This is a genomic window from Micromonospora sp. URMC 106 (assembly GCF_051386395.1).
In the GTDB taxonomy this organism is placed as follows: Bacteria; Actinomycetota; Actinomycetes; order Mycobacteriales; family Micromonosporaceae; genus Micromonospora.
On sequence record NZ_JBPQTP010000283.1, the window covers coordinates 1 to 260 of the forward strand.

General features: G+C 38.5%; 1 protein-coding gene. It reads left to right on the forward strand.

Annotated features, from left to right (window positions below):
• Positions 1-260: PTS sugar transporter subunit IIA (locus tag ACSNOB_RS32120; protein WP_436691216.1), on the forward strand; the 260-nt coding region annotated here is incomplete at both ends.

Below are 260 nucleotides of genomic sequence, written 5' to 3' on the forward strand. Positions count from 1 at the left end.
GACAAGAGATCAAGCTATTGATAGATTACTTACTAAGTTATGCCATCGTCATTACATTACGAATATAGAAGAGGTAAGAACCGCAATCCTTAAACGAGAGGCTGAGTCAACAACTGCTATCGGAATGAACGTTGCAATACCACATGCTAAATCTCATGCAGTTAAACGTCCTATCGTCGCTGTATTAAATCATAAAGCAGGTGTAGAGTGGGAAAGTCTAGATGAATCAAATCCTCAGCTCATTTTTCTTATTGCAGTTC